21 protein-coding genes are annotated in these 23,323 nt (G+C 67.9%); 10 read left to right on the top strand and 11 right to left on the bottom strand.

Going from position 1 to position 23,323, the window contains the following annotated elements:
- Nucleotides 1-35 precede the first annotated feature (35 nt).
- Both AC5P9W_RS01920 and AC5P9W_RS01915 read left to right on the top strand, forming a co-directional pair.
- Nucleotides 36-815 (top strand): NYN domain-containing protein, encoded by a 780-nt coding sequence (locus AC5P9W_RS01920; RefSeq protein ID WP_010481148.1) that lies wholly within the window; start codon nt 36-38, stop codon nt 813-815.
- A 112-nt stretch (nt 816-927) separates the two neighbouring features.
- Nucleotides 928-1,548 (top strand): glutathione S-transferase family protein, encoded by a 621-nt coding sequence (locus AC5P9W_RS01915; RefSeq protein ID WP_019660796.1) that lies wholly within the window; start codon nt 928-930, stop codon nt 1,546-1,548.
- A gap of 82 nt (nt 1,549-1,630) precedes the next feature.
- Here the strand turns inward: AC5P9W_RS01915 and AC5P9W_RS01910 are convergent, their stop codons facing one another.
- Nucleotides 1,631-3,808 (bottom strand): primosomal protein N', encoded by a 2,178-nt coding sequence (locus AC5P9W_RS01910; protein ID WP_171952584.1) that lies wholly within the window; start codon nt 3,806-3,808, stop codon nt 1,631-1,633.
- Between the two features lie 412 nt (nt 3,809-4,220).
- Between AC5P9W_RS01910 and AC5P9W_RS01905 the strand changes: the two genes are divergently transcribed.
- From AC5P9W_RS01905 to sppA, 4 genes are all read left to right on the top strand, one after another.
- Complete coding sequence (locus tag AC5P9W_RS01905) at nt 4,221-5,225, top strand: hypothetical protein (RefSeq protein WP_155030196.1); 1,005 nt, start codon at nt 4,221-4,223, stop codon at nt 5,223-5,225.
- Complete coding sequence (locus AC5P9W_RS01900; RefSeq protein ID WP_111097649.1) at nt 5,218-5,793, top strand: DUF3106 domain-containing protein; 576 nt, start codon at nt 5,218-5,220, stop codon at nt 5,791-5,793. Before AC5P9W_RS01905 ends, AC5P9W_RS01900 begins: the two co-directional genes overlap by 8 nt.
- Nucleotides 5,794-6,000: 207 nt before the next feature.
- On the top strand, nt 6,001-7,365 hold the full coding sequence (locus AC5P9W_RS01895) for an MATE family efflux transporter (protein WP_188249661.1): 1,365 nt from the start codon (nt 6,001-6,003) through the stop codon (nt 7,363-7,365).
- A gap of 114 nt (nt 7,366-7,479) precedes the next feature.
- A complete protein-coding gene (sppA, locus tag AC5P9W_RS01890) occupies nt 7,480-9,402 on the top strand; it encodes a signal peptide peptidase SppA (protein ID WP_134730050.1) in 1,923 nt (640 codons plus the stop codon).
- A 112-nt stretch (nt 9,403-9,514) separates the two neighbouring features.
- Here the strand turns inward: sppA and AC5P9W_RS01885 are convergent, their stop codons facing one another.
- Complete coding sequence (locus AC5P9W_RS01885) at nt 9,515-9,727, bottom strand: hypothetical protein (RefSeq protein ID WP_111097651.1); 213 nt, start codon at nt 9,725-9,727, stop codon at nt 9,515-9,517.
- A gap of 111 nt (nt 9,728-9,838) precedes the next feature.
- On the opposite strand from AC5P9W_RS01885, the gene AC5P9W_RS01880 reads away from it, so the two are divergent.
- On the top strand, nt 9,839-10,615 hold the full coding sequence (locus AC5P9W_RS01880; protein ID WP_021203230.1) for an SDR family oxidoreductase: 777 nt from the start codon (nt 9,839-9,841) through the stop codon (nt 10,613-10,615).
- A gap of 94 nt (nt 10,616-10,709) precedes the next feature.
- On the opposite strand, the gene AC5P9W_RS01875 is transcribed toward AC5P9W_RS01880, so the two are convergent.
- From AC5P9W_RS01875 to AC5P9W_RS01835, 9 genes are all read right to left on the bottom strand, one after another.
- Nucleotides 10,710-11,456 (bottom strand): hypothetical protein, encoded by a 747-nt coding sequence (locus tag AC5P9W_RS01875; protein ID WP_188249659.1) that lies wholly within the window; start codon nt 11,454-11,456, stop codon nt 10,710-10,712.
- Nucleotides 11,457-11,491: 35 nt separating this feature from the next.
- The gene (locus tag AC5P9W_RS01870) at nt 11,492-12,169 is read right to left on the bottom strand and encodes a DUF4124 domain-containing protein (RefSeq protein ID WP_021203232.1); all 678 of its coding nucleotides are present in this window, start codon (nt 12,167-12,169) and stop codon (nt 11,492-11,494) included.
- Nucleotides 12,170-12,212: 43 nt separating this feature from the next.
- Nucleotides 12,213-12,803 (bottom strand): L-threonylcarbamoyladenylate synthase type 1 TsaC, encoded by a 591-nt coding sequence (gene tsaC / locus AC5P9W_RS01865; RefSeq protein ID WP_019660786.1) that lies wholly within the window; start codon nt 12,801-12,803, stop codon nt 12,213-12,215.
- A gap of 97 nt (nt 12,804-12,900) precedes the next feature.
- Nucleotides 12,901-15,384 (bottom strand): DNA topoisomerase I, encoded by a 2,484-nt coding sequence (locus AC5P9W_RS01860; RefSeq protein ID WP_021203233.1) that lies wholly within the window; start codon nt 15,382-15,384, stop codon nt 12,901-12,903.
- A gap of 192 nt (nt 15,385-15,576) precedes the next feature.
- Nucleotides 15,577-16,509 carry an RDD family protein gene (locus AC5P9W_RS01855; protein ID WP_134730044.1) on the bottom strand — a complete coding sequence of 311 codons (933 nt, stop codon included), beginning with the start codon at nt 16,507-16,509 and terminating at the stop codon, nt 15,577-15,579.
- Between the two features lie 49 nt (nt 16,510-16,558).
- Nucleotides 16,559-17,311: a pilin gene (locus AC5P9W_RS01850; protein WP_206621884.1), complete on the bottom strand. Its 753-nt coding sequence runs from the start codon at nt 17,309-17,311 to the stop codon at nt 16,559-16,561.
- 39 nt (nt 17,312-17,350) lie between these two features.
- Nucleotides 17,351-17,824 carry a DUF494 family protein gene (locus AC5P9W_RS01845; RefSeq protein ID WP_005411195.1) on the bottom strand — a complete coding sequence of 158 codons (474 nt, stop codon included), beginning with the start codon at nt 17,822-17,824 and terminating at the stop codon, nt 17,351-17,353.
- 43 nt (nt 17,825-17,867) lie between these two features.
- Entirely contained in the window at nt 17,868-18,995 is a 1,128-nt protein-coding gene (gene dprA / locus AC5P9W_RS01840; RefSeq protein ID WP_495218730.1) for a DNA-processing protein DprA, read from the bottom strand.
- A gap of 166 nt (nt 18,996-19,161) precedes the next feature.
- Nucleotides 19,162-20,295 carry a LysM peptidoglycan-binding domain-containing protein gene (locus AC5P9W_RS01835; protein WP_111101734.1) on the bottom strand — a complete coding sequence of 378 codons (1,134 nt, stop codon included), beginning with the start codon at nt 20,293-20,295 and terminating at the stop codon, nt 19,162-19,164.
- Between the two features lie 126 nt (nt 20,296-20,421).
- Between AC5P9W_RS01835 and def the strand changes: the two genes are divergently transcribed.
- From def to rsmB, 3 genes are all read left to right on the top strand, one after another.
- Nucleotides 20,422-20,934, top strand: a complete 513-nt coding sequence (gene def / locus AC5P9W_RS01830; protein WP_227844038.1) for a peptide deformylase — start codon at nt 20,422-20,424, stop codon at nt 20,932-20,934.
- 120 nt (nt 20,935-21,054) lie between these two features.
- Nucleotides 21,055-21,978 (top strand): methionyl-tRNA formyltransferase, encoded by a 924-nt coding sequence (fmt, locus tag AC5P9W_RS01825; protein WP_111113035.1) that lies wholly within the window; start codon nt 21,055-21,057, stop codon nt 21,976-21,978.
- Between the two features lie 3 nt (nt 21,979-21,981).
- A complete protein-coding gene (rsmB, locus tag AC5P9W_RS01820) occupies nt 21,982-23,313 on the top strand; it encodes a 16S rRNA (cytosine(967)-C(5))-methyltransferase RsmB (protein WP_021203239.1) in 1,332 nt (443 codons plus the stop codon).
- Nucleotides 23,314-23,323 lie beyond the last annotated feature (10 nt).

Here is a 23,323-nt window from a genome sequence, read left to right as displayed (position 1 = left end):
ATACTCGGGTTCAGGCAACGGCCCGTGAGGAGCCCATGAGCGAACCGGAAAAGCGCATCGCCCTGTTGATCGACGCCGACAATGCGCCGGCCTCGAAGATCGACGAGGTCCTGGCCGAAGTCGCCCGCTACGGCGTGGCCAACGTGCGCCGCGCCTATGGCAACTGGAAGAGCCCGCGGTTGAAGGGCTGGGAAGCGGTGCTGCACGAATATGCGATCCGCCCGATCCAGCAGTTTGCCTACAGCAAGGGCAAGAATGCCTCGGACATGGCGATGGTGATCGATGCCATGGACCTGCTCTACGCACGCAACCTTGATGGCTTCGCCATTGTCTCCAGCGATGCCGATTTCACTCCGATGGTGATGCGTCTGCTGACCGATGGCGTGAAGGTGTACGGCTTCGGCGAGAAGAAAACGCCCGAGCCATTCGTCAACGCGTGCTCGAAGTTCACCTACCTGGAAGCGCTGGGCCAGACCCACGCCAGCGTGCCGGATACCGAACAGGCCTCCAGCGAACAGGCCTCGAACGAGCCGGTGGCCAACGACGATGCGCGGCCGCGCAAGAGCGGTGCGGAAATGCGCAGCGACACCCGGCTGGTGAAGATGCTGCGCCGCGCGGTGTCCTCGGCCGAGGGCGAGGATGGCTGGTCGCATCTGGGGCCGGTTGGCAGCCAGATCGGCAACCAGGCTTCGTTCGATCCGCGCAACTACGGTTACGGCAAGCTCAGTGATCTGCTGGCAGCGATCGGGCTGTTCGAGCTGAAGAAGGACGGCAAGTCATCCTACGTGCGCGCGCTGCCGAAGAAAAACCGGTAGTGCTGGCCGCTGGCCGGCAACGCTGGATGCAAGATCCCGCATTCGGCACGCACACACCCCACCCGATCAGGCGTATCGTTGCCGCTCGCATTGCCAGCAAGGAAAAACCCGCATGTTGAAGATCTGGGGCCGCCGCAATTCCAGTAACGTCCGCAAGGTGCTGTGGTGCGCCGAGGAGATCGGCCTGCCGTATGAATCCATCGAAGTCGGTGGCAGCCACGGCGGCACGCAGACGCCGGAGTACCAGGCGATGAATCCCAATAGCCTGGTGCCGGTGATCGAAGACCATGGCCTGCCGCTGTGGGAATCGAACGCCATCGTGCGCTATCTGAGCGCACGCTACGCATTGGGCACGCTGTACGCCGAAGACCCGATGGAGCGTGCCCAGGCCGAGAAGTGGATGGACTGGAGCACCTCGCGGATGGCGCCGCTGTACAGCGACCTGATCTGGGGCATCATGCGCACCGCCCCGGCCGACCGGGACGAATCGCGGATCAATGCCGCGATCGTGCGCGCCGGCGATTACCTGGCGATGGCCGATGCCACGCTGGCCAAACAGCCGTGGCTGTCGGGCGACAAGTTCGCGATGGGTGACATTCCGCTGGGCTCGCTGATCTACGCCTGGTACGAGCTGCCGATCCAGCGGCCGGAACTGCCGCACCTGGCCGAGTGGTACGCCCGCCTGCGCGAGCGGCCGGCCTACCAGCGCGGCGTGATGTCGCCGCTGACGTAAGCACTGCCCGGTGCTGAAACGCAGCCGAGCATGGCTCGGCTCTACGGTAGTGCCGAGCCATGCTCGGCAGTGCTCTACGGGATCAATACAGGTCCGTTGGATCCACATCCAGCGACCAGCGCACCTTGCGTGCTTCCGGCAGCGCGTACAGCTGTGGCACCAGCTGCGAAAGCACGCCATGCAGTGGCGGCCGCTGCATGGCAGACAGCAGCAGCTGCGTTCGCTGGTAGCCAGCGCGGCGTGGCATCGGTGCTGGCATCGGCCCGTAGGCCTCGACCACGTCCTGCTCGCCCAGCAACTGTCGTGCGGCCATCAGGAACGCATTGGCATGCTCCACCTGCTGCGCTTCGGCGCGCATCAGCGCCAGGTGCGCGAATGGCGGGAAGCCTGCGGCTTGCCGCTGGTTCAACTCCGCCTGTGCGAACGGGTGGTAACCACCGCTGACCAGGGTTTCCAGCAACGGATGCCCGGGGTGATGGGTCTGCAGCCAGACCTCGCCGGGGTCACGTGCGCGCCCGGCGCGACCGGCCACCTGGATCAGCTGTTGCGCGAGTTTCTCGCTGGCGCGGAAGTCAGCGGAGAACAGGCCTTCGTCGATGCCCACCACCACCACCAGGGTCAGCTTCGGCAGGTCGTGGCCCTTGGCCAGTATCTGCGTGCCGACCAGGATGCCGGGCTGGTCGCCCAGTCTCGCCAGCTGCTGTTCCAGTGCATCGCGACGTGACGTGGTGCCGCGGTCGATGCGCACCACAGGGACGTCGGCGAAGGCCGCGGTGAGATGCTCTTCCAGGCGTTCGGTGCCGATGCCCTGCGGTTGCAGCGCCAGGCTGCCGCAGGCCGGGCATGCCAGCGGTGCCGGTTGTCGCGCGCCGCAGTGATGGCACTGCAGGCGGCGGCCGCCGCCATGCACGGTCATCGGTGCATCGCAGCGGTTGCACGGTGCGGTCCAGCCGCAGTCGTGGCACAGCAGTACCGGCGCGTAGCCACGCCGGTTCTTGAACACCAGCACCTGTTGGCCGCGCTGCAGGTGCTCGTCGATGCCGGCCAGCACATCAGCCGAGAGGCCATCGTGCAGCGGCCGCTTGCGCACATCGAGGATGCGCACACGCGGTGGCCGCGCATCACCGGCACGCTGCTTCAGGCGCAGGTGGGTGTAGCGCCCGGCGTAGGCGTTATGCAGCGTTTCCAGCGAAGGGGTGGCACTGCCGAGCAGCACCGGAATGCCGAGCGCCTTGGCCCGGACCAGAGCGAAATCGCGCGCGTGATAGCGGATGCCGTCCTGCTGCTTGTAGCTGCCGTCGTGTTCCTCGTCGATGATCAGCAGCCCGGCCTGCGGCAATGGCGTGAACACCGCCGAGCGGGTGCCGACGATGACCCGTGCCTCGCCGCGCGAAGCCGCAGCCCAGACGCGCGCGCGCTCGTTGTCGTTCAACCCCGAATGCAATGCGTGCACGGCGATGCCAAGGCGGCCGCGGAAGCGTGCCAGGGTCTGCGGGGTCAGACCGATTTCCGGCACCAGCACCAGCGCCTGCCTGCCCTGCGCCAGGCAGTGGATGATGGCCTGCAGGTACACCTCGGTCTTGCCGCTGCCGGTCACGCCATCCAGCAGGAAGGGCTGGAAGCCTTCGGCGGCGTTGATGGCGGCCACCGCTTCGGCCTGGTCCGGGTTGAGGGTGGGGCCGGGCAGCGGCTGCGCATGCTGCGGTGCCACCGTCATCGCCACGCGCTCGGCCAGCGCACGCTTGGCCAGGCTGCGCGCGGCGGTGCGCCAGTCCTCCATGCGTTCGCCCAGTACATCCTCATCCACCACGGCCCCGGCCAGCAGTTCGGCCAACTGCCGCGGGCGGCTGCCGGCGCGCAGCTTCCCGCGCTGGGCATGGCCTTCGGGGGTCAACTGCCAGCCCCAGTGGTGGGTGTCGGGCAGGGCTTCGCCATGACGCAGCGGTCCTGGCAGGGCGGTGCTCAGTACCTCGCCCAGCGGTGCGTGGGTGTAACGCGCCAGCCATTGCAGGCTCTGCCACAGCTCCCCCTGCAGCAGCGGCTGCGGGTCGCACCAGGCCAACGCCTGGCGCAGTCCCTGGCCGTCGTCGGTCTGGCCGTGCCCCACCACCACCCCGACCAGCTCGCGGTTGCCGAACGGCACCTTCAGGCGGCAGCCGACCGCAACCGTGGGGCCATCGCCCTCCGGCGACAGGTAGTCGAACAGACGGGGCAGGGGGACGGGCAGGGCGACCTGCAGGGTCGGAATCGGTGAAAGCATCGGGCCAGTGTACCGGGCCATGCGCGCGCGAATGGCGGGGTGGGAGACGGCGGAGCGGCGCCCGTTGAATCATAAATGTCACCTAAATATCGGTGTCCATTGGAGATTCAGGCTTATCCACATGTTCTGTGGATAACGTTGTGCGTTACCGGTCGACGGGAACGCAGGAGGCCGATGGCGACGAGCTCACGCTTGGGTTGGTCAAAAAATAGCCACACTTAAAAACTATTCAAAATCAACAGTTTAAGTGTGAAACATTGCTGAAACAGAGTGAATTCAGCTGCTTGCCGCAGTTTCCCGCGCCGGGAGCGTGGTGCTGTGCACAACCTGCAGCACGAAGTATCCGTGGGCGCAAGTCCTACGGGCGTCGATTGCCTGCCGCTATCATTCCCCCAGACCTTTGGAGTGACCGATGACGGCTGTGCCCGCCCCTGTTTCCTCGACCGCGGCCGGCGCGCTGTCGGCGTTCCTGCGTGGCGTCGAGCGCCGCGCCCTGGTGGTGGCTGAGCTGCAGTGCGGCGATGCCGCGCGCGCCGAACAGACCCTGGTGGCAGTGATGCGCGCGTTCGCGGCCGTTGCCAGCGACCTGCCGATGGCGCAGTGGCCGACCCGCTTCTGGACCCTGCTGGGCCAGCGCCAGGCCCTGCGCGAGCCGGTGGGTGGCCAATGGGCGCCACCGTTGGCCGCGCTGGCTGCGATGTCGCCGCTGCCGCGCCTGGCGCTGCTGCTGCGGGTAGGCGGCAGCCTGGACGAGAGCATCGCCACGCGCGTGCTCGACCAGGACGAGGCCGGCTACCAGCACCTGCTGGCCGATGCCTGCCCGCGCGATGCCCAGGGCCAGCCCGATGCCGCGGCCTGGCGCCAGTTGGCCGAACAGGTACAGGCGCGTATCCGTGAACTGCCGGCCACGCGCCTGCAGCAGCTTCAGCAGCCGGCGGCACCCGCCGCCCACAATGAAGCGCCGACCTCCAGCTGGCGAGCACCGCAGCGGGACGAGCGCGCGGCCGCCCATGGCAAGCGCCGTCGTACGGCCGCCAAGCCGCGCTGGCGTGGTCCGCTGATCCTGCTGGTAACCGTGGCGGTGCTGCTGGCCGCTGCGCTGGGTTGGCGCTACCTGCAGGGACGTTCCTTCGGCAACGATGCGCCGCTGCCGGAAGGCGTCGTGGGCGAGGCCGGTCCGGTGACGGTGGAAGCCCTGCCACCGAGCAAGGTCGACGCCACGCCGGATGCAACGCATGCCCAAGCCAATGACGACGCAGCGATGCTGGCCGATCGCGACTACCCGCTGGTTGCCGATGCTGACCTGTACGCATGGACCGCCGCGGGCGGTCCGCTGCCGGTGGACGAATCGCAAGCCAAGCCGAGCCGACCGGAGCCGGCCAGTGCCACGCTGGAAACCGCCGCCGCCGATGAATAAGTCCGTGTTCGCCAGCCTGTTGCTGGCCTTGCCGCTGTCCCTGTCTGCGGCGCCGCAATCGTTGAACGTGCCATTGCCGCCGCCATCGCCGGCCACCCCGGCCGTGCCGCCGGCTTCGACCGCGGCACCGGCTGGCTTTGCCCAGCTCGATCCGCAGCAGCAGCGCCAGCGCCGCGCCGACTACGCCGCCTGGCGCGCATTGCCGGAAGCCGAGCGCGAGCGCATCCGCCAGGCCGCCGCGCGCTTCAATGCGCTGCCGGCCGATCAACAGCAGCGCATGCGGCAGCAGTTCCAGGCACAGGACCAGGCGTTCCGCGACGGATGGCGGCTGGGCCCGCAGCTGGGCCTGGAGTTCCCCAAGCTGCACGGACTGTTCGGATTCGTGCCGCCGGAGCAACGCGAGTCGGCGCTGGCCGTGCTGCGCCAACTCAGCCCGGCGCAGCTGGCCCAGCTGACCCTGGTCGCGCAGCGCACGCCGCCGCAGGAACGCGATGCGGTACGCAGCGCCTTCCTCGCGGTACCCGCCGCCGAACGCGACAGCTGGCTCAAGCGCCAGGCCGGCCAGTAGAAAAAGGGGACGGAGGGGATTAAGTCGTATCAGGCCAGTCAGTGCCGAATGCGACTTAATCCCCTCCGTCCCCTTTTTGCTTGGGGCAGCCGCAACCCGGCATTCACGCCATGTCATGGGAATGCACGCGCTGCCCGCGTAAGATGGGCGCCCGCAACCCGGTGCCTGTGCCCTTCGCGCGCAACCGCAGTTCGCGTCAAGCACCTTATGTCTACTGCAACCTCCACGCCGCGCTTCAGCAAGGAAGTCGGCGCCACCGGTCTGCTCGCCCTGCCGCTCGTGCTGGGCCATGTGTCCACCGGTCTGATCTCCTTCGTCGACAACGTGATTGCCGGCCACCACGCCACGGCCACCCTTGCCGCAGTCACCATCGGTACCGCCCTGCTGTGGCTGCCGATGCTGATTCCGATCGGCACCCTGATCTCGCTCACCGCCTCGGTGTCGCAGCTGCACGGCGCTGGCCGCGAGCGCGAGATCGGCCCGCTGTTCCGCCAGGCGCTGTGGCTGGCGTTGGGCTTGGGCCTGATCATGTTCACCTTCCTTACGGTGGTGCCGCCGCTGCTGCCGGCCTTCGGCATCGCACCGGACATCGTGCCGGGGGCGACTGCGTTCCTGCATGCGGTGCGCTGGGGCGGCCCGGCGCTGACCCTGTACTTCTGCATGCGCTACCTCAGCGAAGGCATGCACTGGACACTGCCCACCATGCTGCTTGGCTTCGGTGGCCTGCTGGTGCTGGCGCCGCTGGGCTATGTGCTGGCCAATGGCAAGCTCGGTTTCCCGGAACTGGGTGCGGAAGGCCTGGGCATCGCTTCGGCGGTGATGATGTGGCTGCAGGCCACGGCGTTTGCCCTCTATCTGTGGCGGACCAGGCGCTTTGCCCACCTGCAGCTGTTCTCGCATTTCGAAGGGCCGCGCTGGAAGGCGATCTGGGAGCTGTTGCGCACCGGCCTGCCGATCGGCATCACCGTGCTGATGGAAGGTGGCTTGTTCATCGTCACCGCGTTGCTGATCGGTCGCCTGGGTGCCAATGAAGCGGCGGCGCACCAGATCGCGATCAACGTCGCCCAGCTGTGCTTCATGATTCCGATGGGCGTGGCCGAGGCCACCACCGTGCGCGTCGGCCATGCGGTCGGCCGTGGCGATGGCTTCGGCGTGCGACGCGCGGCCTGGGCCGGTTACGCGATCATCATGGGCACGCAGACGCTGTCGGCGGCGGTGCTGCTGTTCGGCCACGACGCCATCGTCGGTGTCTACACCAACGACCTGGCGGTGGCCGGGCTGGCCTCGACCCTGCTGCTGTACGCGGCCACCTTCCAGTTCCCGGACGGCATCCAGGTACTGTCGGCCGGTGCGCTGCGCGGCCTGAAGGACACCCGCGTGCCGATGTTCATCGCCATGTTTGCGTACTGGGGCCTGGGCATGCCGCTCGGCGCCGGGCTCGGCCTGGGGCTGGGCATGGGCCCGCAGGGCATGTGGATCGGCCTGATCGTCGGCCTGACTGCCGCTGCCATCCTGATGGGCTGGCGCCTGCGCCGCAGCAGCCTGCGCATCGGCCAGTCGATGCTGTCCTGATCGTCCCGCCCGCCTGCCCACCCATGGCGGGCGATCCCCTGACTTGTGTCCGATGCCGCATCACGCGGCAACGGCTATGCTGGTACCACGGCAAGAAGCCATCCGGAGCGTTCCATGAATCACCCCGTGCCCCCGCTGCCCCCGGCGCGTCGCAATCCCGTCGCCAGTTTCTTCATCGGGCTGTGGGACGTCATGAACTTCACCCGCCGGTTGATCCTCAACCTGGTGTTCTTCGGCCTGCTGTTCCTGCTGCTGGTGATGTTCGTCATCGCCGCCGGCATGGGCGCCGGTGCCAGCAAGTCGCTGCAGGACCGCACCACCCTGGTGATCGCGCCGGAAGGCCGGCTGGTCGAGCAGTTCAGCGCCGATCCGGTCAGCCGCGCACTGGCCAAGGCGGTGGGCGACAACGGTGCCGAAGAGATCCAGCTGCGCGACCTGCTGCGGGTGATCGAGTCGGCCAAGGAAGACAAGAAGATCGAGCGCGTGGTGCTGGAGCTGGACAAGCTGCAGCCCTCGGGCTTCGCCTCGCTGCGTGAAGTGGCTGCGGCACTGCAGGACCTGCGTGCCTCCGGCAAGCAGCTGGTGGCCTACAGCGAGAGCATGGGCCAGTCGCAGTACCTGCTGGCCGCACAGGCCGACGAGGTCTACCTGGACCCGATGGGTTCGGTGGTGCTTGAGGGCCTCGGCCGCTACCGCCAGTATTTCCGCACCGGCCTGCAGGACAAGCTGGGCGTGGACGTGCACCTGTTCAAGGTGGGCGAGTACAAGTCCGCGGCCGAGCCGTACGTGCTCGACGCGGCGTCACCGGCCTCCAAGGAAGCCGACCTGTTCTGGATGAACGACGTCTGGCAGCGTTACCTGGGCGACATCGCCAAGGCCCGCCGCCTGGATCCGGCACAGCTGGCCGCCGGCATCGACACGCTGCCGGAAGGCATCGCTGCTGCTGGTGGTGATCTGGCCAAGTTCGCCCTGCAGCAGAAGCTGGTGACCGCGCTGAAGACCCGCGAAGAGTTCGAGGACCTGATGATCGAGCGCGGCGTGGCCGACGAAGATGCCGACGGTGGCTTCCGCAACGTCGACTTCGGCACCTACCTGGGCCAGCTTGATGCGCGCCGCAACCCGGTCGACAACCGTCCGCAGGTGGCAGTGGTGGTGGCGTCCGGCGAGATCAGCGGCGGTGACCTGCCGGCCGGCCGCATCGGTGGCGAATCGACGTCGGCGCTGCTGCGTGCCGCGCGCGACGACGACGATGTCAAGGCGGTCGTGCTGCGCGTGGATTCGCCGGGCGGAGAAGTGTTCGCTTCCGAGCAGATCCGCCGTGAAGTGGTCGCCCTGCAGGCCGCCGGCAAGCCGGTGGTCGTATCGATGGGCGACCTGGCCGCCTCCGGTGGCTACTGGATCAGCATGAACGCCGATCGCATCTACGCCGATCCGTCGACGATCACCGGTTCGATCGGCATCTTCGGCATGGTGCCGAACTTCAGCCGCGCGCTGGACAAGATCGGCGTGCACACCGATGGCGTCGGCACCACCCGCTTCGCCGGTGCGTTCGATGTCACCCGGCCGATGGATCCGGCCGTGGGCCAGGTCATCCAGTCGGTGATCAACAAGGGCTACGCCGACTTCACCGGTCGCGTCGCCGACGCCCGCAAGAAGCCTGTCGAGGCCGTCGACGAAGTGGCCCGTGGCCGCGTGTGGAGCGGTGCGCAGGCCAAGGAACGTGGCCTGGTCGATGCCTTCGGTGGGCTGAAGGATGCCGTGGCCGACGCCGCCAGCCGCGCCAAGCTGGGCAAGGCCGACGCTTATCGCGTGCGCTACATCGAGAAGGCGGCCACGCCGTTCGCGCAGTTCGTCAGCGGTTTCGCCGGCAGCCGCGCTGGTGCCTGGATGCTGTCCGATTCGGGCATGGCGCGGATGCTGCTGGCGCGCACGATGCCGGAAGTGGATACGCAGCTGCGCTTTGTCGAGAACGCGGCCCGCGAAAAGGGCAATGGCGCACCGGTGAAGGCGCTGGCGTACTGCTTCTGCGGGTTCTGACCGGAGCACATCCACGCATGGCGTGGATCTACTGTAAACGCCCGGCTTCGGCCGGGCGTTCTCGTCGGTGGGGTCGGATCCCTTTGCCCGCTAAGGGTTCTGACCCCACAGGTCACTGCGTCGCGTCGGCCTCGGCCTTGCGCTCGCCCGCAGCGGCGTCATCGACGGATTTCTGCGCGCCCTTGGCGCGGTCCAGCGGCCCCTGCATCGCGCGCGCCATCGCCTTGGGCACCGGTGGCTTCTCCGGGTTCGGCGTTGGCGGGCGCTGGCAGGCGGACAGCAGCACGGTGGCCAGCAGGGACGTGGACAGGACCAGGATGCGCATGGCGGCACTCCGTGATGGGCGTGCGGGCAGTGTCGCATCCTCGGCAGGGGGCGGCCGTGAGCGCGTATCCTTGTTGCATCGAAACACAGCGGGCGCGGCCCCGGAGGACTCATGACCCAGCAACGGTGGCGGCTGGACGGCCAGACTGCCCTGATCACCGGCGCCAGTGCCGGCATCGGCCTGGCCATCGCGCATGAACTGGCCGGGTTCGGTGCCGACCTGATGATCGTCGGCCGCGATATCGACATGCTGGAGACCGCGCGCGACGAGTTGCTGGATGTGTATCCGCAGATGCAGGTGCATGCGCTGGCCGCCGATGTTTCCGACGACGAAGACCGCCGCCAGATCCTGGACTGGGTGGAGGACCACAGCGATGGCCTGCATATCCTGGTAAACAACGCCGGCGGCAACGTCACCAAGGCGGCCACCGAGTACTCCGAAGACGAGTGGCGCAAGATCTTCGAGACCAACCTGTTCTCGGCGTTCGAGCTGTCGCGCTACGCACATCCGCTGCTGGCACGCCACGCGTCGTCGTCCATCGTCAACGTCGGCAGCGTGTCCGGCCTGACCCATGTGCGCAGTGGCGTGGTCTACGGCATGACCAAGGCGGCGATGCACCAGATGACCCGCAACCTGGCCGTCGAGTGGGCCGAAGATGGCATCCGCGTCAACGCAGTGGCACCGTGGTACATCCGTACCCGGCGCACGTCCGGCCCGTTGTCGGACCCGGACTACTACGAGGAAGTGATCGATCGCACGCCGATGCGTCGTATCGGCGAGCCGGAGGAAGTGGCTGCGGCCGTGGGCTTCCTGTGCCTGCCGGCAGCCAGCTACGTTACCGGCGAGTGCATCGCGGTGGACGGCGGCTTCCTGCGCTACGGGTTCTGATCTTCGGAAGGGTAGTGCCGGCCGCTGGCCGGCAACCACAGGATATTCAGTTGATTGCAGTTGCCGGCCAGCGGCCGGCACTACCGGATGGCGGTCACCCCGGCACCGGGCAGTTGCTGGCCTCCAGCACACCCTGCAACCGCTCGCGGTCCTTGCGCGCGCTGTCGCGGTTCTCGGGCGCGGCGAAGCGCTCCCGGCCGCGGGCATCGCGGAAGCGCTGCTGCCAGGCACCGCAGCGCTGCGCTTCGGGAAGCGCTTCGCACTGATCGCGCACCACTTCACAGCTGGCGGCATTCACCGGCGTCACTCCGCCAAGGCCCTGTACTGTCATCAGCTCGCAGCGACCTGGCGCAGCCTCGTACTCGTACAGGTAGCCGCCGCCCTGGCTGTCGGTGCACTGGAAGATAGGAGGAAGCGGCGGCTTCGGTGAACCGTCACTTCCAGCAGCACGGGCCTCGGCATCGCGACGCAGCGTCGCGCTGTCAAGGATCTGGTCGTCTCCTTCGTGTTCGACCATGCCTGCTTCCATGATCGTGCGTCCTTCGTCCGCGCGTCGTGCCTTCGCTGGGGCCGCAGGCGCAACACCCGGGTTGGCCGGCAGCGGCGCGGGTGTTTCCACCGGGGTGGGGGCAGGTTCAGCGGCCACAGGGGCAGCGGCGGCCGGCTGCGCGTTGCCCTTGCCGGGTATGCGCAGCACCTGCTGCCTGCTGCCAGTGGGGCACGGCGTGCGCTGCAGGGTAGGGATGTCACTGCTGCTGGAGGTACAGCGGTAGATCACGCCCTCTTCGGCCAATGCGCTTCCAGGCAGCAGCACCAGGAGCAGCCAGATCACTCGGTTCATGCGTACAGCGTACAGGCCGCGGCGGCTTGCTGCGGTCAGCGTTCGCAATCGCGCGACAGGCGCGCATCGATGCCGCGCTGTTCGTTGCTGATGGCGGTGCGTTCACTCTGCAGCGCACTGTTGTACCGGCGATCCAGTTCCCAGCGGCGATCACGCAGTCGCGCACAGACTTCCTGCGGCGGCAACGCATGGCAGCTGTCGCGGACCAGCACGCTGCCGGCCGGAACCTGCACGCCCATGCCGATCGAGGGGGGACGATAACCCGCGCCTTCGCCGATCGGCGTGCCGGTGGCCGGGCGCGGTCCGGGGTAGGCCGGGCCGTGATGGGCGTGTGGCAGCCAGACACTGGTCCACAACGGCACCCAGCGCGGATTGCCTTCGTTGTTGTCGCTGGTATAGCGTCGGCCATCATCGCTCACGCATTCGTACATCGGCTGCGGCGGCTGGATGTAGACGTGGCGGACTTCGCGCTCGCGGATGACCGGGGTTTCGCCGGGCGGCGCAGGCGGGGCATCACTGCGCACCACCCGTGGAGCGGGATCGCGCGGGCGCTGCAGGTCGCGAACCTGCTGGCGGCCGCTGTTGCAGGGCGTGTCCTGCAGGGCCACGGCCCCGTTGCTGGAAACGCAGCGGTACACCCGCACGTCTTCGGCTGCGGACGCCGTCCACGGCAGCAGCAGGCACAGGCTGAAGGTGGCGCGCAGCAGGCTCATGGCGGCAGCGTGCGTGATTGTCCGCGGCAGTGCAATCGGTGGCTCAGGACCGCAGCACGTTGCCGCTGAGCGCGTCGCGTATGGGGGTGGGTTGGGCCAGGCCACCGGTCTGTCCGTCAAGGATGCCGTCGAGCAGGCGCAGCAGGCGCGGATCCAGCTCTTCGCGGCTGCGCGCCGGTGGTTCGCCGGCCAGATTGGCGCTGGTGGAGACCAGCGGGCCGCCCCAGGCGCGGCAGAGTTCGGCCACCAGCGGGTGCGCGCTGATGCGCACCGCAATGCCGCTGTGTTCGCCGGTGACCCAGGGCTGCGCGCGCGGGCCAGCGGGCAGGATCCAGGTGTTGGCGCCGGGCCAGCTGGCCAGTACCGCGCGCTGGCGGGCGTCGGGCAGCGCCTGCAGGCGCACCCAGCCTTCCAGCTGCGCCAGCTCGGCCGCGACCAGGATCATGCCTTTCTCGATCGGTCGCTGCTTCAGCCGCAGCACCATGTGCACTGCCGCTTCCTGCGAGGGATCACAGCCCAGGCCCCAGACCGCTTCGGTCGGGTAGGCGATCACGCCGCCGGCGCGGAGCGTGGCGACAGCAGAGTCCAGGGTGAGTTCTTTCATGGCGGCGACCGGCCCGGCGTGGGCCTCCATTATCCCCCTGCTGCGTGCAGAAGGGGTGGTCGGCGCGGACGGTAGGTGCGGACCGTTGGTCCGCACACCTTGCCCCTCATCCACGCATGGCGTGGATCTACTTCTTCGCAGCGGCCTTCTTGACGGCTTTCTTCGCCGGGGCCTTCTTTGCGGCGGCCTTCTTCACCGCCTTCTTTGCCGGCGCCTTCTTGGCAGCAGCCTTCTTCGGCGCCGCTTCCTTCTTCACTGCCGCCTTCTTGGCCGGTGCCTTTTTCGCTGCCGCCTTCTTGGCGCCGAAGCCCTTGCGCACCGGCTTGCCGGTTTCTTCCATCAGCTGCTGCACTTCGGCCAGGGTCAGCGATGCCGGCTCGCGGTCCTTGGGGATCTTGCCGTTCATCTTGCCGTCGCTGATATACGGGCCGAAGCGGCCGTTCAGCACCTGGATGTCGCTGCCCTCGAATTCCTTGATGATCCGGTTGCGCGCGATCTCTTCCTTCTCTTCGATCAGGAACACGGCACGGGCCAGGTCGATGGTGTACGGGTCGTCTTCCTTCTTCAGCGAGGCGTAGGTGCTGCCACGCTTGGCGAACGGCCCGAAGCGGCCAATCCCGACGCTGACCGGCTCGCCCTTGTCCTCACCCAGCGCGCGCGGCATCAGGAACAGCTCCAGCGCGTCTTCCAGGGAGATGGTGTGCATCGACTGGCCAGGGCGCAGCGAGGCGAACTTCGGCTTCTCCTCGGCGTCCTCGGCGGTGCTGCCGATGGCGGCATACGGCCCGAAGCGGCCCAGACGCACGCTGACCGGCTTGCCTGTCTTCGGATCGGTGCCAAGCTCGCGCGCGCCACTGGCCTCGGCGCGGTCGACCGATTCCTTCTTGTCTTCCACCAGTTCCTTGAACGGCTCCCAGAAGCGAGCCATCAGCGGAATCCACTCTTCTTCGCCACGCGAAACGGCATCAAGCTCGTCTTCGAGCTTGGCCGTGAAGTCGTAGTCCACGTACTGGGTGAAGTGGCTGGACAGGAACTTGGACACCGCGCGGCCGACGTCGGACGGGCGGAAGCTGCGGCCTTCCATTTCCACGTACTTGCGGAACAGCAGGGTCTGGATGATCGAGGCGTAGGTCGAGGGACGACCGATGCCGTACTCTTCCAGCGCCTTCACCAGCGCCGCTTCGGTGTAGCGCGGCGGCGGCTGGGTGAAATGCTGTTCGGCCTGGATGCGTTCCAGCGGCACGCGGTCGCCCGGCTTCATCGCCGGCAGCTTGCGGCCTTCGTCCTCGTCCTCGGCGCTCTTGCTGTCCTTGCCTTCCTCGTATACGGCCAGGAAGCCGGGCACCACCACCGTGGTGCCGCTGGCACGGAACACGTGCTCGCTGCCGGCCGACAGGTCGACGCTGACGGTATTGAGCGTGGCCGGGATCATCTGGCAGGCGACGGCGCGCTTCCAGATCAGTTCGTACAGGCGGCGCTCGTCGTCGGTGAGGAAGCGTGCGACCTGGGCCGGGGTGCGCAGGGCCGAGGTCGGGCGCACCGCTTCGTGCGCTTCCTGGGCGTTCTTCGACTTGGTCTGGTAGGTGTTGGGCTGGTCCGGCAGCGAGGCGATGCCGTAGTCGCGGGCGATCACGTCGCGGATTTCCGCCAGCGCGTCCTGCGACAGGTTCACCGAGTCGGTACGCATGTACGAAATCAGGCCGACGGTGCCTTCGTCGCCGATGGCCACGCCCTCATACAGCTTCTGCGCAACCTGCATGGTCTTGCGGGTGGTGAAGCCGAGCTTGCGCGAGGCTTCCTGCTGCAGGGTCGAGGTGGTGAACGGTGGCGCGGGACGGCGCTTGCGCTCCTTGCTGGCCACGTCGGTGACATGCAACGAGCCCTGCGCGGCCTGCTGGATACGCAGGCGGGCGGCTTCGGCGGTGTCACCGTCGGTGATGGTGAACTGCTCGAACTTCTGCCCGTCCAGCTTGACCAGCTTGGCGTTGAAGTGCTGCGACGGGTGCGCGCATTCGGCCGCGATCGACCAGTATTCGCGGGCGACGAAGGCTTCGATCTCTTCCTCGCGCTCGACGATCATGCGCAGCGCCGGGCTCTGCACGCGGCCTGCGGACAGGCCGCGCTGGACCTTGCGCCACAGCACCGGCGACAGGTTGAAGCCGACCAGGTAGTCCAGCGCGCGGCGCGCCTGCTGGGCATCGACCAGGTCGCTGGCGATCGCGCGCGGCTGGCTGATCGCTTCCTTGATGGCGCGCGGGGTGATCTCGGTGAACACCACGCGCTGCATCGGCTTGTCCTTGACCAGCCCGCGTTCCTTCAGGATCTCGGCGATGTGCCAGCTGATCGCTTCACCTTCGCGATCCGGGTCGGTTGCCAGCAGGATGTCGTCGGCACCCTTGGCGGCCTTGGCGATCGCATCGACATGCTTTTCGTTCTTGTCGATCACGTCGTAGTGCATGGCGAACCCGTTGTCCGGGTCGACCGCGCCTTCCTTCGGGATCAGGTCACGCACATGCCCATACGAGGCCAGGACGGTGTAGTCCTTGCCGAGGTATTTGTTGATCGTCTTGGCCTTGGCTGGCGATTCGACGATGAGCAGGTGCTTGGGCATGTCGGGAGAGGTCTGTGGGCGGACCGGGAGAAGGGGCCGCTAGGGTGGAGCAAACGGCCGCATTAGTGAAGCGGCCACGGGCAAATCCATAAACTGAACGCCCGGTAATGTGCCGGGCGTTCAGGTTTCACCTTATTAGAGGAATCACGCCCGGCCGGCCCGTGTCAAGCAGCCAGGCGTGAGGATGGCCGTTCACGAGGCCATCTTGGCGATGAAGCCTACCGCGAACACCAGCAGGGCCAGGCCGACCAGAGACAGCAGGCCGGTCAGCACGAGCACCAGTACGGTTACCGTGCCCAGCTCCCGGCGCTGCAGCTGCGGCTGGTCGGTGTAGGCCCAGCGGTCGACCACGAGGGTGTCGCAGACCATGTCGTGCAGGCCCTGCTTGCGTTCGGTGAAGGCGGCCATCAGGAAACCGATGCCGAGCGTGAAGCTGCTCAGCAGCATGGCCCAGTAGCGACCAAATGCGCGGGCCTTGGTCAGGCGTTCGCCGTTGCCGCGCACCACCTTGATACCGACTGCCATCTTGCCCAGCGTGGCGCCGCCCTGCGAGGCATGGAACCAGGTGTAGTAGGCCATGCCGATGCCGAGGTTGATCAGGGCGCTGGCCAGCTGGGCAACGATCTCGATGGCCGATTCGCCGCTGCCCACCGCGCCCATGCTGGCGCCGAGTATCGCACCAAGAATGGCACCGATGATGCTGCCGGGGACGACCAGCACGAAGTAATCGATCATGTAGGCCGCCACACGCTTCCAGAAGCCTGCGTAGACCACTTCACCGCCAACCACCGGCTGCGCGTGGCCACCGCTGCTGGTGGTCGCTGGAGCGCTGTAAGGCGAGCTGCTGAGCGCGCCGGTGCCGGGCAGCGGTGCGGTGCCGCTGTCGATGGCGGCGTAGTCGCTGCGCAGGTCGAACCCGCCGCTGCTGCTGGCAGTGCTGGCATCGGCCAGCGTCTGCAGGCCGAGCTCGTCGACCATCTGCCGCAGCGCAGCCCACTGGGCCATGCCCTCCCGCCAGACCAGGGTGTCCAGGTTGAGCTGGCCGCGCTGGAAGCGCTGGCGGATCTCCTGGACCGGCAGCGGGCCCTGGCGTTGCTGTCCTTCGGCGTAGTACCACTCAGTCATTGCATGTTCCCTGTTGAATCATCCTTGGAGGTGCTGGCGTGCGCGCGGTTCAGCCGCGGCACGACGGCGGCAGGTACTTGTCGTTGCTCTCGCCGCTGCATTCCCAGCGGCCGCTGTCGCGATCGTATTCCAGCCACAGCAGATCGCCATCGAGGCTCTTGCCGGGCAGCGCCAGGGTGGCTTCGATGCCGCAGTGGCCGTTGTTGAAGCGACCGATGTTCACCGCTGACAGCCCTGCATGGGCGAAATCACCCGGGGCCGGGAAGCCGGCGTCGTTGCCACCCGGGCAGCGGCCTTCGTCATCGGCGAAATGCTGCACCTGGTCCTTCAGCGGCTGCAGTGTGGTCACTGCGCCGGCGACCTTGGCGCGAAGGGTGTAGTCGTTGTAGGCGGGCAGCGCGATGGCGGCCAGGATGGCCACGATCGGTACCAGCACCAGCAGCAGGCCGCCGCCGATGATGGCGGTCAGGGCGCAGCCGGACAGCTTCTTCTTCGGCGTCGGCAGGGCGCTGGCCGCTGCGCTGGTGGCGTAGGGCGTGGACGGTGGCAGCACCGGTGGCTGCGGCGGAGGCGGTGCTGCCGGCTCCGGTTCGGGTTCCACGGGCGGTGCAGCGGCGTCCAGCGCCGGCACGATCAGGCCGAGCTCGTCGACCACGGTGCGCAACGGCTGCCATTGCGGCAGGCCGTCGCGCCAGACCAGGGTGTCCAGGGAGATCTGGTTGTTGCGGAACAACTCGACCAACTGTTCCGCCGGCAGCGGGCCTTGCTGCCGGTTGCCTTCTGCATGGAACCACTCGCTCACGGGGACGCTCCTGAATGCGCTATGCCCCCAAGTGTACGGTCAGTGCAGGGGTTCTGGCTCGTCCATGAACATCTGCGTCTCCATCCAGGCATACGCCGCCTCGGAGCCGGGCTGGTTGAACAGCACCATCAGCACGACCCACTTCAGGTCGTCCAGGTCCAGTTCGTCCTGGTCCAGGGCCATTGCCCGGTCCAGCACCAGCTCGCGCTGGTCGGCATCGAGGATGCCGTGCTGTTCCAGGTACAGCAGGAACCCGCGGCATTCCACGTCCAGCTTGTCAAGCTCGGGGCCGTGGTACACGCGCACGGGGCCATCGACCCGAGCCTGGGCCACGCTCGGCCGCTGCGCGGCCAGGGCATCGAGCCAGTCGAACGCCTTGTTGATCTCGGTTGGGCTGAAACCGGCCTGGATCAGGCCGTTCTGAAGCGAATCGCGGTCACGGATCAGGTCCGCATCTTCGCTGAAATAGTGTTCAAACAGGTACAGCAGTACATCCAGGATGCTCTCTTTCATTGCCCCTCGGCCTGCGTCGCGCGACGCTGTGGAGGTGAAGAAACTAGGGAGTTCGACAGTAGCGGCCGTGTACGCACACCACGATTCCCGCCAGTTCCATGGCCAGCAGCATGGAGGACACCTGGGGCGCCGTCAATCCACAGCGTGTGATCAGTGAATCCATACTGCTTGGGTTGTGCTCCAGCGCCCGCCACAAGCACTGGTAGTCAGGGTCGTCGGCCCAGTGCGCCGGCAGGCGTGCGGGCGATGCCTGTTCAGTGGGGGTGGCCAGCCGTGATTGCAAGCCCGGCAGCTGCTGGCGGAGGGCGGGGGCCAGCAGTTCGAGGACCTCCTCCGGGCGCTCGACCAGTGCGGCACCCTCGCGGATCAGCCTGTGGCAGCCCGCAGCGCGCGGATTGAGCACCGAGCCGGGCAGGGCGCAGACCTCGCGGCCGGCCTCGGCGGCCAGGCGTGCGGTGATCAGGGCACCCGAGCGTTGGGCGGCCTCGACCACCACCGTGGCCAGGGCCAGCCCGGCTACCAGCCGGTTGCGGGCAGGAAAGTGGCCGGGGCGTGCGGGCGTGCCGGGCAGGTACTCGCTGAGCACCACGCCTTCGGCGGCGATGCGCGCCTGCAGCCGGGCGTGGCTGTCCGGATAGGCGCGGTCCGGTCCGGTGCCGATCACCGCCACGGTGCAGCCCCCCGCGTCCAGCGTGCCCTGGTGGGCGGCGGCATCGATGCCCGCCGCCAGGCCGCTGGTCACCGCCAGCCCGGCGTCGACGAAGCAGCCGGCAAACCGGGCTGCCAGCGCGCGTCCGCCCGGCGTTGGCGAGCGGCTGCCGACCAGCGCAACCGATGGGCGCCAGGCCCGGCTGGGGTCGCCGGCGATGAACAGCGCAAGGGGGGGATTGGGGACATCCAGCAGGGGCGGGGGGAAGGCCGGATCGGTGAAGGCCAGCAGGTGCTGGTTGTCGTCTTCCAGCCAGCGCCGTGCCACGGCCAAGGCCCGGGCGTCGGGGCGGTCCAGTGCGGCGCACTGCTCTGGCGTGCAACCGTGCGCGCGCCAGTTCGCGGCACCCTGCGCGATCGCGGTTTCCGCCCTGCCTGCGGCCTGCAGCAGGGCCCGCCGTGGTGCCAGCGCGCCGCCTGCCATCAACAGGCGCAGCAGCGCCTCGTCAGCTTGGTTGGTCATCCCCCCACTATCGAGCGCATGCAACAAAGGCGCCCTAGGGCGCCTTCGCATGTGGCTGTCAGACTTTGCCGGAGACCGCCCCTGTAGAGTCGACTGTCAGTCGACTACCGCGCGCAGCGCGGGCGCTTTCGGGGGGCGGTGAAGAGCAGTCGACTAACAGTCGACTCTACCGCGCATCCGGGTGCAGTGCGTTGTATCCCACGCGCACCGGCTTCACGCCCTGCATCACCAGTGCGTAGCTGACGTTGTCGAAGGTACGGAACACCATGGCGTGTGCGGCGTATTCGTCCGGCAGCGAGACGCGGCCGGCGCCGGTGCTGAGCGAATCATCCATGCGCGAGGAGTTCGGGTACTTCATGCGGTGCGCCACGTGGCGGCCCGGGCGCCACAGCGAGAACACGGTGCCGTTGTCCACGCCCTGCGCGCGGCCTGCGGAGATCGCGATCACGTCGCGCGGCCCACCAGCGGTGAACATGTCGGCAACGGCCAGCACGCGCACGTCGACGCCCTCGACACCGGCGGCCGGGACATGGGGGATGAACTGCAGGTCGTAGGGCCTGGCCTCGACCGGGACCAGGCGGTCGCCCGCACGTACCTCGCGGCCGCCCTCGTTCTTGTCCAGCACCAGGGTGGACACCTCGACCTTGCCGCCGGCGACGTGGGTGATGGTACCGGTGGCGACCTGGGCCAGCTCATAGCCAAGCACGCCGCGGCGGTGGTTGGGGGCGTTGTAGGCCCGCCACAGGTTGCCGCTGCCCGGGGTGACGTCGCCGTTGGCGGTCAGGTCCTCGGTCGGCTTGGGCTGGGCGTAGCGCACGGTCGGGCGGACCACGGCCCAGCGCTGGCCCAGCTGGGCGTCGGCCAGGCGCACGTACACCGCGCTGCCGCTGGTGACGCGCAGGCGCTCTTCTTCCAGGCCGGCCACGTAGGGCAGCTGGTCGATGCTGTCGACCACGCTCAGCTGCTTCAGGAACGGCTCGACCTGGGCCAGCGGAATGGCATCGATCGGGGCTTCCTGGCGCGGGCCGGGCTTGGCAGCGACGGTCACCCGGTCCAGGTAGGCCAGGCTGAGCACGTCACCGGGATAGATCAGGTGCGGATTGGCGATCTGTGGATTGGCCTGCCAGATCTCCGGCCACAGCCAGGGCTTCTGCAGGAAACGTGCGGCGATATCCCACAACGTATCCCCTTTTCGGACCACATAGGTGTCCGGGTGCCCGCCATTCACTTCCACGGCGGTAGCATAGGCAGCCACGGTCAGCATCGCCGCGGCGACGACCGTACGAAAACGAAGCAACATAGGTGTGAAGCCCTGATTCCCCAACAGGTCCGCGCACTATAGTCCAGAAACCGGGGCGCAAGGCAAGCGTTGGAGCTAGAATCTGCGACGTATGCCGGCGTGCCGGCCCATTACCCGGAAACAGCCATGGCCCTTCTCCCCATTCTCGAGTTCCCCGATCCGCGCCTGCGTACCAAGGCCGCGTTGATCGACGCCGCTGAAGTCACCACGCCGGCCTTCCAGGAACTGATCGACAACATGTTCCAGACCATGTACGACGCGCCGGGCATCGGCCTGGCTGCCACCCAGGTGGACGTGCACAAGCGCTTCATGGTCATCGATGTCAGCGAAGAAAAGAATGAACCGCAGGTGTTCATCAACCCGGAAATCGTCGCCAGGGAAGGGGGGCGGGTGTACCAGGAAGGTTGCCTGTCGGTTCCGGGCATCTTCGCCGACGTGACCCGTGCCGATACGATCACCGTGAAATACCTGGACCGCAACGGCCAGGAACAGCAGATGGAAGCCGGCGAAGTGCTGGCCACCTGCATCCAGCATGAGATGGATCACCTGGACGGCAAGCTGTTCATCGACTATCTGTCGCCGCTCAAGCGCGAGATGGTGCGCAAGAAGCTGGCCAAGCAGCGCAAGCACGTGGCGTGATCGCCAATCCGGGCCACCCTTCGGGTGGCCCGCGCCTGCGCGGCAAGCGCGGGCTGTACGGCGCCGGCCGACGGCGCCGTTTTCTTTCCTGCACGAATCCATCCTGCAAGTGGGGTAGCCATGAGGATTGTCTTTGCCGGTACGCCGGAATTCGCGGTGTCATCGCTGCGCGCGGCTGCGCGCCATCATGAGGTCGTGGCCGTCTACACCCAGCCTGATCGTCCGGCCGGCCGTGGCCGTGGCCTGGCGCCGTCGCCGGTCAAGCTGGAAGCCGTGGCCCGTGGCATTCCGGTCTACCAGCCGGAGTCGCTGAAGGACGCGGCCGCCCAGCAGCAGCTGCGCGACCTGCAGCCGGATCTGATGGTGGTAGTGGCCTATGGCCTGATCCTGCCCAAGGCGGTGCTGGCCATTCCGACCCATGGCTGCTGGAACGTGCATGCCTCGCTGCTGCCGCGCTGGCGCGGTGCCGCGCCGATCCAGCGTGCGATCCAGGCCGGCGATGCGAAGACCGGCGTCTGCCTCATGCAGATGGAGGCCGGCCTGGACACCGGCCCGGTGCTGCTGCACCAGGAACTGCCGATCGCGGCCACCGATACCGGCGGCCAGCTGCATGACAAGCTGGCCGAGCTTGGTGCCCAGGTGTTGTCCGATGGCCTGGGCCTGCTGCGCGCGGGCATCAAGCCGATCGCGCGGCCGCAGCCGGAACAGGGCGTGACGTATGCGCACAAGCTGGACAAGGCCGAAGCCAGGCTGGACTGGGCGCAGGACGCCGGCGCGCTGGCGCGTACCGTGCGCGCGTTCAATCCGTGGCCGATCGCCGAGGCAACGCTGGCCGGCGAACGCGTGCGCATCCATGGCGCGGTGGCACTGGAGGCAGACCACGGCCAGGCGCCGGGCACGGTGCTGGCCGCCGGCCGTGATGGCATCGACATCGCCTGTGGCCAGGGCGCACTGCGCCTGCGTGTACTGCAGCGGGAAGGTGGCAAGGCGATTACTGCGGCCGACTACCTCAACGCCCGCCGCGATCTGCGCGTGGGAGCATAAGCGGTGTCGAAGCAGAACGATTTCTCCGTCGCCAAGGCGGCGCCGGGAGCGGCCACGCGCATGCTGGCCGCACGCGTGCTGGCACAGGTGTTCACCCGTGGCCGGTCGCTGAAGGCCGAACTGGCCTGGGCGCTGCCGAAGCTGGCCGACAGCCGCGACCGCGCGCTGCTGGAAGCGCTGTGCTTCGCCGTCCTGCGCCGCCGCAGTACCTATGACGCGGCGCTGCAGTCGTGGATGCAGAAGCCGCTGTCGGCGCGTGATGCCGACCTGCGCACGCTGCTGATGGTCGGGTTCGCCCAACTGGACGTGCTGGCGTTGCCGGCGCACGCGGCGTTGTCGGCCACGGTCGATGCCGCGCGTGCCCTGGGTCGTGAGCGCCAGGCGGGCCTGGTCAATGCGATCCTGCGCCGCGCGCAGCGCGAAGGTTTCCCGGAACAGCCTGCGCGCGATGCCTTCCCGGCGTGGCTGGCCGATGCCGTCGAGCGCGACTGGCCGGCCCAGGCCGAGGCGATCTTTGCCGCCAGCCTGCAGCCGGCGCCGTTGTGGTTGCGCGCCAACCGCCAGCAGGGCGGCCGCGACAAGGCACTGGCGACGCTGGCCGAAGCTGGCATTACCGCGCAAGCCAGTCCGCTCAGCGCCGACGCGTTGCGCCTGGCCTCGCCGGTTGCCGTGAATCAGCTGCCCGGCTTCGCCGAAGGCGCCATCTCGGTGCAGGACCTGTCGGCGCAGTGTGCGGCCGACGCGCTGGCCCCGGCGGCCGGTGCCCGCGTGCTGGACGCCTGTGCGGCCCCCGGTGGCAAGTCGGCGCACCTGCTGGAGCGCGACCCCGGCCTGCGCCTGCTGGCGCTGGATATCGACGCGCGCCGCCTGGCCCGTGCACGTGACACCTACGTTCGCACTGGCGTGGGCGAGCATGCGCAGACCCTGGCTGCCGATGCCAGTGATCCGGGTGCCTGGTGGGATGGCGTGCCGTTCGACGCGATCCTGCTCGATGCCCCGTGCTCGGCCACCGGCGTGATCCGGCGGCAGCCGGATGTGATGTTCCACCGACGTGCCGAGGATATCGATGCGCTGGTCGGTGTGCAGGCCCGCCTGCTGGAGGCCTGCTGGTCGATGCTGCGTCCGGGCGGCGTGCTGCTGTATGCCACCTGCTCGATCCTGCGTGCGGAGAACATCGACCAGGTGCGGGCGTTCCTGAAATGGCACCCGGACGCGGTGGCAGAGCCGCTGGATGACCGATTCGGCCTGGACTGCGAGGGAATCGCGCGCCAGCGACTGCCGGGTGACAGCGATGCTGACGGATTCTTTTACGCGCGTCTGCTAAAAACAGCCTGACCCCCGCTGA

This window comes from Stenotrophomonas sp. YJH_SMC_33 (assembly GCF_059372295.1).
The sequence above is the reverse complement of the archived record's forward strand: the minus strand, read 5'-3'. Positions and strand labels throughout refer to the sequence as shown.

What these genes read in the sequence shown, in the direction of transcription:
- AC5P9W_RS01835 (WP_111101734.1), bottom strand. Translation starts at nt 20,295, where the DNA reads ATGTTGCTTCGTTTTCGTACGGTCGTCGCCGCGGCGATGCTGACCGTG.
- AC5P9W_RS01920 (WP_010481148.1), top strand. Translation starts at nt 36, where the DNA reads ATGAGCGAACCGGAAAAGCGCATCGCCCTGTTGATCGACGCCGACAAT.
- AC5P9W_RS01910 (WP_171952584.1), bottom strand. Translation starts at nt 3,808, where the DNA reads ATGCTTTCACCGATTCCGACCCTGCAGGTCGCCCTGCCCGTCCCCCTG.
- sppA (WP_134730050.1), top strand. Translation starts at nt 7,480, where the DNA reads ATGAATCACCCCGTGCCCCCGCTGCCCCCGGCGCGTCGCAATCCCGTC.
- AC5P9W_RS01885 (WP_111097651.1), bottom strand. Translation starts at nt 9,727, where the DNA reads ATGCGCATCCTGGTCCTGTCCACGTCCCTGCTGGCCACCGTGCTGCTG.
- AC5P9W_RS01870 (WP_021203232.1), bottom strand. Translation starts at nt 12,169, where the DNA reads ATGAGCCTGCTGCGCGCCACCTTCAGCCTGTGCCTGCTGCTGCCGTGG.
- fmt (WP_111113035.1), top strand. Translation starts at nt 21,055, where the DNA reads ATGAGGATTGTCTTTGCCGGTACGCCGGAATTCGCGGTGTCATCGCTG.
- AC5P9W_RS01900 (WP_111097649.1), top strand. Translation starts at nt 5,218, where the DNA reads ATGAATAAGTCCGTGTTCGCCAGCCTGTTGCTGGCCTTGCCGCTGTCC.
- def (WP_227844038.1), top strand. Translation starts at nt 20,422, where the DNA reads ATGGCCCTTCTCCCCATTCTCGAGTTCCCCGATCCGCGCCTGCGTACC.
- AC5P9W_RS01855 (WP_134730044.1), bottom strand. Translation starts at nt 16,509, where the DNA reads ATGACTGAGTGGTACTACGCCGAAGGACAGCAACGCCAGGGCCCGCTG.
- AC5P9W_RS01895 (WP_188249661.1), top strand. Translation starts at nt 6,001, where the DNA reads ATGTCTACTGCAACCTCCACGCCGCGCTTCAGCAAGGAAGTCGGCGCC.
- AC5P9W_RS01845 (WP_005411195.1), bottom strand. Translation starts at nt 17,824, where the DNA reads ATGAAAGAGAGCATCCTGGATGTACTGCTGTACCTGTTTGAACACTAT.
- AC5P9W_RS01860 (WP_021203233.1), bottom strand. Translation starts at nt 15,384, where the DNA reads ATGCCCAAGCACCTGCTCATCGTCGAATCGCCAGCCAAGGCCAAGACG.
- AC5P9W_RS01915 (WP_019660796.1), top strand. Translation starts at nt 928, where the DNA reads ATGTTGAAGATCTGGGGCCGCCGCAATTCCAGTAACGTCCGCAAGGTG.
- tsaC (WP_019660786.1), bottom strand. Translation starts at nt 12,803, where the DNA reads ATGGAGGCCCACGCCGGGCCGGTCGCCGCCATGAAAGAACTCACCCTG.
- AC5P9W_RS01875 (WP_188249659.1), bottom strand. Translation starts at nt 11,456, where the DNA reads ATGAACCGAGTGATCTGGCTGCTCCTGGTGCTGCTGCCTGGAAGCGCA.
- AC5P9W_RS01905 (WP_155030196.1), top strand. Translation starts at nt 4,221, where the DNA reads ATGACGGCTGTGCCCGCCCCTGTTTCCTCGACCGCGGCCGGCGCGCTG.
- AC5P9W_RS01880 (WP_021203230.1), top strand. Translation starts at nt 9,839, where the DNA reads ATGACCCAGCAACGGTGGCGGCTGGACGGCCAGACTGCCCTGATCACC.
- dprA (WP_495218730.1), bottom strand. Translation starts at nt 18,995, where the DNA reads ATGACCAACCAAGCTGACGAGGCGCTGCTGCGCCTGTTGATGGCAGGC.